Source organism: Streptococcus sp. 4886 (assembly GCF_013276485.1).
Classification (GTDB): domain Bacteria; phylum Bacillota; class Bacilli; order Lactobacillales; family Streptococcaceae; genus Streptococcus.
In genome coordinates this window covers 268,576-276,000 of sequence record NZ_VMLD01000009.1, presented here as the reverse complement: position 1 = coordinate 276,000, position 7,425 = coordinate 268,576, and the positions used below count along the sequence as shown (strand labels likewise).

Below are 7,425 nucleotides of genomic sequence, written 5' to 3'. Positions count from 1 at the left end.
TCGCATTTACTTTTGCTGTATTTTCATTCTTTTTTTGGTCTTTTGGTTTATATCCTTCTATTTCTGCTGGTAATGCTTTACCTTCTGTTCCACTAACTAATTTTTATGTTTCCTCCTTCCTTATTAGCTTCGAATACCCATGTTCCAATGAACTCCACATCTGCTTCATTTACTGCTTTATTTTCTGCATCGTATTTTTTAAATACCCATTTTCCATCTTCTTCTGCAACTGGGTACTCTTTTGTAGTTGGTTGAATCGCAGTTACATTAGCTGTATTTTCATACGTTTTTGGGTCTTTTGGTTTATATCCTTCTATTACTGCTGGTAATGCTTTACCTTCTGTTCCACTAACGAATTTGTATGTTACACCATACTTATTAGCTTCGAATACCCATGTTCCAATGAACTCCACATCTGCTTTGTTTACTTGTTTTTTAGCTTCATCATAACCTTTGAAGACCCATTTTCCATCGTTTTCTGCATCTATATACTCTGTAGTTGTCGGTTGTGTTGGTGTTACATTCGCTTCATTTTCGTAAGTAGCTGTATCTTTTGGCTTATAGTTTTCGATTACTGCTGGTAATACTTTTCCCTCTGTTCCACTTTGGAATCGGTAGGATACATTATAAAATGTAACATAACCTAGTTCTAAAACGTTAGCTTCTACTTTGTTAATAGGTAAATTTGTAGCTGAATCCAGGCTTAACCAGCCACTACCGATTCTACCTGCACTTGGATGAACATTACCCTCAACAGAACCTGTTACTTTTAGTACTGTATTTCCATTTGTATCTGCTAACTCTTTGGCTTTATCTTGATTAATACGAACAACCATCTGATTGATTTCTTCATCACTCTTATTAGGGAACAAGGCTTTAAGTTCTGTTGATGTAAGAGATCGAAGTATCATATTGCGCATAATTGTTTCAGCAATAGACTTACCTTCATCCGGTTTTACTACACTTTCAGCTATACGCTCATTTCGTTCATTTTCCGGTCTATTACTATCATATCCGTTTAAAGATCTAAGAATCATTCTAAATGTTATATTATGGTTACCTTTAGTTTCAACACCAAATGTGACTCTAGGGTCCGTATTACTAACGATTGAATTAAAGCTATCTTTTGTATTTCCTAAGGCTGTCCCTTCTTTTGAATACACATTTAGGATTTCCTTCGTTCCATCTTCCTTAATTCCAAGAGCATACAATGGTCTCCATGAGTAACCATTAAACTCTGCATATAATTTTTCCGGAACAACTAAATCTTTGTCTAAATTCACATTTAAGTCTACATAGGTGTAAGTTTTTTTCTTTTCATCTAATTTAAAGTTATTATCCTTGTATGTGTTGGATAAAACCGGACCAACATATCCTACATGAGGATTTCTATACACAGTCATCGCTGTAGTTTTATCCATTTCAAACTCAGCTTTTAAAACCACTTCATTCACTTTTGTAGTATCATTATTGTCCGGTTTATACTCATCAATGATACGGCGGGTATTTTTTTCTTTGTCTTTTGTTTCTTTATTTAAATTAGTATTAGGTAATACTTCTTCTGATTCTACATTCGTATCAATATGAACCTTATTATCATTAATGGCAAATTTATTCATTCCACCTATAACCGCAAATCCCATAGAAAATTTATCAGCAGGGAAAGGTGTATCTTGGTCATTTAGACTGGCATAAACACCATATAGCTTAGAATCAGCTGACAAGCCATTCGGAAAGGCTGTAGCTATAGTGTCTTCTGCCGAGAACAGTCTTGCACCATCTGCAATTTTCCCATTTACTGGCGGCATATCAGACCAACCAAGAAAAGTTTTTGCAGCGCCACGGAAAAGACCTGGATTAGACAAGGGACTCCCTAATTTATCTGTAGCATTCTTATATGTATTTTCAGTATCTTTTTTTTCGTGTGATTCACTTGTCCATTGACCAATAAGACTTACTTTACCATCATAATTTGCTGGTTCTGTTGCTCTTTCAAGCCCTCTAGGTTTCTCATTATTATTTCTTGCTTCAACATTATCTTCTGGCTTAATAGGCCCATTTTCTGTTAATGCAGCTCTATTATTTCCATTACTCTCAGTTGATGCAGATGTATTTGTATCTATATTTGTATTTTCTATTTCTGCATCACCAGTATTAGCACCAGAAGTGCCTAGTGTGCTTGTTGTACTTGGTGGGGCTGGTGTGCCTGATACTGGTTCGTCTGCTCCTGGTCCATCCGCTTGAACAGTCGCCACACCAGTTGCAAAAAATAATACGGAAGCCACTGCCACACTGGCTACTCCCAAATGATGTTTTCTAATAGAATAGCGTAAAACTTTTTTCCCGTTTTCTTCACATTTTCTTGACTTAAAGTTCATTTTCAACCTCATTTCTTTTTTACAAATGGGTACTTATACCCCCCCTTAAATATTTAAGTATTTAAAGAAGGTTCGATTTTTAAGCCTAAAATTGTAATTGTTATGGTGCTTTCAAAAAAACACTTGATATTACACTAACATTATATACCTTTTTCTAAAACATGTCATGTAAAACTGGGCAAAAACTCAATTTTGTTAAAAATAAGTAAATAAGTAAATAAGTAAATCTTTTCACAATAAACCGCATATTATCAAGTTTTTGCCAATTTTTTTGACGCCTGATAATATGCGGTTTTCTGATTTTAAAAACTTTTTATCCAGTACCACTTCGTGAAGCTGCACTCTTACTTAAAATTTATCTCAAATTACAAAATACTATCATTATTTATCGAACCCATTCGCCATTATAATTGACGGAATAGCCATCTACGGTCGTATTCACTGCCAAGGCACCTGAGCTATAAGTATAGTACCATTTACTACCGATCTGGAACCAACCTGTTGCCATAGCTCCTGATGAACGAAGATAGTACCACTTGTTACCAAGGTATTGCCAACCAGTTTTCATATCGCCATTTGACTGGTCTAAGTAGTACCAAGTTGAACCTTCCTGATACCAACCAGTTGCCATAGCTCCTGATGAACGGAGGTAGTACCACTTATTACCAAGGTATTTCCAACCTGTTTGCATTGCAGCACTTGTTGGATCCAGATAGTACCAAGTTGAATTATCATTGATCCAACCAGCACGTCTTTCACCCCCAAGGTAGTCTTTCCCTGAATAACCTATTTTTGCTAAGTAATACCAGTTAGACTGATCATAAAGCCAACCTGTTTTTAAAGAATGGTCTTGATCAAAGTAATAATTTGCTAATTTAAGAACTTCTGAGCCTTCAAAGCCTTCACCATATTTTTTGCCAACATTTAACGAATCCTTAACTTCTAATTGTTTCCATCCAACAAATTCTTGAAGAACCCCATCTTGGTTAAAGTAGTACCACTTCGGTTGAAGGGCAATTTCGAAAACTGGTCGATTATCAAATAAATCATCACGATAACCTGTCCCAGGGATTTCTAAGTATTGCCAACCGACTACCATTTCTCCACTATCACCGAAATAGTAGGTTTTACCGTCTATTTTATGCCAATAGATTGCTTTATGGTCATCTTTTATATAATATTTTCTATTATCCTTATCAACAAACTGTCCACCTGTAGTATCCGCCAATACTGCACTTGTTGCTAGCAAACCGAAGAAAAAGACTGCTAATGCGATTGGCATCAATTTTTTTATTATTTTCATTAGACCTATCCTCCATAACTGATTGTAGCAAAGACCCGACTGCATGTCAATATATAGAAGTCTTTCAAAAAAAGCAGTTACATAACTGCAACTGCTTTCTATTCTTGCATGGTGTAACCGACACCACGAACGGTTTTAATATAGCTTTTCTGACCTTTTACATCAAGCTTGCTACGTAGATAACGGATATAGACATCCACGATATTGGTTTCGGTCGCACTTTCATACTTCCAAACACTTTCCAACAATTGCTCACGAGTCAAGACCTTCTTGCTTCCCATGAGAGTAGCCAGAAGGTCATACTCACGACGGGTCAGAGCAATCATCTCCTCGCCACGATAAACGGTATGATGCTCTACATCCATACGCAGATTGCGGTAAGAGGTTGGAACCTTCATCTGACTACAGTGTTGGTCGATGAAGTCCCGACCTCGGAAAATCGCTGAAATACGAGCTACCAGATTCTCAATAATAACTGGCTTATAGATGTAAGAAACGGCAAAGCGTTGGATTGTCTCAATCTGATCTTGCAAATCTTCACGATGGTCCAAGACCATGATGACTGAAGCTGGCTTAGTCCGACTCAGCTTATCTGCAAAATCCTGGGCTGTCATATCCCCCAGATGAGCATTCAATAAAATCAAGTCATAGTCTGTCTGAAGAGCCATGGAGAGGGCTTTTTGCCCCTCCTCAACCTGATCAACTCGGTATTGCTCTTTTTGGAGTTCCAAACTTAAAAAATGAGCTAGATTTCGTTCTTTCTCAAGTAATAAAATCCGTTTCCCCATGGCAGACCTACTTATTTTTCGTCATACCAAGAGTAGTGGAAGGTTCCTTCTTTGTCTTTACGTTGGTAAGTGTGGGCACCAAAGTAATCACGTTGTGCTTGGATCAAGTTAGCTGGAAGGTCAGCTGAACGGTAGCTATCAAAGTAAGTAATCGCTGCTGAGAAAGTTGGCACTGGCACACCAGCTTGAACAGCAAGAGCTACGATATCACGCACTGCTTGTTGGTACTTAGCAGTAACATCCAAGAAGTACTCATCCAAAAGAAGGTTAGCAAGGTCTGCATCACGGTTGTAGGCATCTGTAATCTTTTGCAAGAAACGAGAACGGATAATACAACCATCACGCCAGATAGAGGCGATGTCTGCAAATGGCAAGTTCCAGTTGTTTTCTTTAGAAGCTACACGCAATTGAGCAAAACCTTGTGCATATGAAATGATTTTTGAGAAGTAAAGGGCTTGACGAATCTTTTCAATCAACTCAGCCTTGTCTCCTTCAAATTTGAAGGTAGCTGGTTTTGGAAGAACCTTGCTAGCATGCACACGTTCTTCTTTGTAAGTAGAGATGTAACGTGCAAATACTGACTCAGTGATGAGTGACAATGGCACACCAAGGTCAAGTGATGATTGGCTAGTCCATTTACCAGTTCCCTTGTTACCTGCAGCATCAAGGATGTAGTCTACGATTGGTCCATCTTGACCTTCATCGTCTTTACGGCTCAAGATATCAGCTGTGATTTCGATCAAGTAGCTGTCCAATTCACCCTTGTTCCACTCAGTAAAGATTTCAGCCATATCTTCTGCTGAAAGACCTAGCAAGTGTTGCATCAAGTCATAGCTTTCTGCGATCAATTGCATATCACCATACTCGATACCATTGTGAACCATTTTCACATAGTGACCAGCTCCATCAGGACCGATGTAAGTCACACATGGTTTGCCATCTTCTGGTGCTTTAGCTGAGATTTCTTCAAGAACATCCGCAACCAATTCGTAGGCTTCTTTTTGTCCACCAGGCATGATAGAAGGACCTTCAAGGGCACCTTTTTCACCACCAGAAACTCCAGTACCGATAAAGTTGATACCTGAGTTTGCCAATTCTTCATTACGACGGATTGTATCTTTGTAGAAAGTGTTTCCACCGTCAATCAAGATATCACCCTTGTCAAGGTGTGGAAGAAGGGCTTGAATTGTAGCATCTGTACCAGGTCCTGCTTGAACCATCAACATGATACGACGAGGTTTTTCGATTGAGTTTACAAAACTTTCAACATCATAGCTTGGTACAAAGTTCTTTTCAGGATGGCAAGCAATTACATCTTCAGTTTTTTCTTTACTACGGTTGTAAATAGCAACTGTGTAACCACGAGATTCAATATTAAGGGCAAGGTTACGACCCATTACGGCCATACCTACGACACCAAAGTTAGCTTTTGTCATTTGACACTCCTCTTGTTTGATTTGTTTTATTTTATCATTTTTACTTTTGAAAAGAAAGAATTTTGTAACGACTGCTTAGTAGTCCAAGTCATCCGCATGACCAGCGCCATTTCCGACAAAGTAGCCTGTCTTACAGTTAAGGGTAAAGAGATAGGTTCCATCTGGCTTGTAGAGGTTGTAATAACCATTGCCATTAACGATATTGACACGTTCAAGGATATATTGGTCTCCAGTGATATAGCCACGTGAACGTGAAGTCGCTAGAATTTGTTCCAAGACACCATCCGCAAAATCCCAAGCAGAGTTGTTACTATCATCAATAGCAGACTGATTATAGGCAACACGACTAGCACTTCTTTGAACAGCAACCCCTGCACTTGATACGCCCATATTGACTTCGCTACGAGAACTTCTAGTCTCATTTGAGGCAGCATTTGAACTACTTGGGCTTGTCTCACTAGTCGTATTTGAGCTTGCTTGACTTGAACTTGAGCTACTAGTTTGACTTGAACTTGAACTTGAGCTAGAAGTACTTGTTTGCTGACTCTTACCAAGGCTAATAGCCTTATCTAGCACTTTGTCAATCTCAGTATTGCCAGTTTTAATCTCTGTAAATTTAGCGTCCGATTTGGCTTTGGCATTGGTATCCAATACACCATTCACAATAGCTGGTTTTTCAAATTGTGCATTGACATCTTGAATGGCCTTGATTTGCGTTGCTAGACTATCATACTTCGATTTGGCAAGCGTATGTTCACGACTACCTTCCAGCTTATCAAGCAAGGTCTTAAGTTGACTCAGTTTATCAAACTGGCTATTTTTCAAAGCTGTTTTATTGCTGTCTGTGTAGAAGGCGTCGTATTGACTATTAAAATCTTCTAAAATAGGCTGAACATTCTGCTCGCTAGACGATGATTGAGAAGTTTGGATTTCCTGTGTTGAGCGATTCACTTGACGATAGACATAATATGCACTGACACAGATAATTACTGATACAAGCGCCAAAACGGTCAAAACAAAGCCTTTTTTGCTTTTCTTTTCTGAGTCTTCTTGTTCCAGACGAGAAAGACTCTGCTCCTCTTCCACTTCTTCAGTCATTTCTGTTGGATTTTCATCCTCTAGCAATAGAGGATCCAAGTCTTGCTCCTCATCGTCCAGAGGCAAGGGTGGTAAGATGTCTTCAGAAGATGGAACTTCCTCCGAAGAAGCTTCTGACTCTTCTACAGCCTCACGCACTTCTTGGATTAAATCATCCAGACTCTGAGTTTCAACTAGCTCCTCTTTTTTGTATTGACGAGTCGCAAACTTATCCGCCTCAATTTCATCTCTGTGTTGCTTAACATACTTGTCCAAAATGGAATCCTCAGGCAAGACTCCTGCTTCCACTTCTTCATTTTTACGAATAGCTTGACCAACTGTTAGCTCTTTTGCTTCATCAAAATCAAATCGCGGTTCTTGGTTTTCTTTTTGCGGTTCTTGGTTTTCTTTTTTATGACGATTTCGTCTTTTCTTACTCATGA

The 7,425-nt window shown here is 38.6% G+C and carries 5 protein-coding genes; all 5 read right to left on the bottom strand.

The genetic code is table 11. The features are described from left to right. Positions 1-92: 92 nt before the first annotated feature. The 5 genes from HT679_RS05685 to HT679_RS05665 all read right to left on the bottom strand — a co-directional run bounded on the left by HT679_RS05685 (position 93) and on the right by HT679_RS05665 (position 7,423). Positions 93-2,378 (bottom strand): SHIRT domain-containing protein, encoded by a 2,286-nt coding sequence (locus HT679_RS05685; protein WP_173213444.1) that lies wholly within the window; start codon positions 2,376-2,378, stop codon positions 93-95. 385 nt (positions 2,379-2,763) lie between these two features. Then, positions 2,764-3,681, bottom strand: a complete 918-nt coding sequence (locus HT679_RS05680) for an N-acetylmuramoyl-L-alanine amidase family protein (RefSeq protein ID WP_173213442.1) — start codon at positions 3,679-3,681, stop codon at positions 2,764-2,766. Positions 3,682-3,779: 98 nt separating this feature from the next. Continuing rightward, positions 3,780-4,469 (bottom strand): response regulator transcription factor, encoded by a 690-nt coding sequence (locus HT679_RS05675; RefSeq protein ID WP_173213440.1) that lies wholly within the window; start codon positions 4,467-4,469, stop codon positions 3,780-3,782. Positions 4,470-4,480: 11 nt separating this feature from the next. Continuing rightward, entirely contained in the window at positions 4,481-5,905 is a 1,425-nt protein-coding gene (gene gndA / locus HT679_RS05670; protein ID WP_050219820.1) for an NADP-dependent phosphogluconate dehydrogenase, read from the bottom strand. Between the two features lie 75 nt (positions 5,906-5,980). Beyond that, a complete protein-coding gene (locus HT679_RS05665; protein ID WP_173213439.1) occupies positions 5,981-7,423 on the bottom strand; it encodes a cell division site-positioning protein MapZ family protein in 1,443 nt (480 codons plus the stop codon). Between the last annotated feature and the right edge of the window lie 2 nt (positions 7,424-7,425).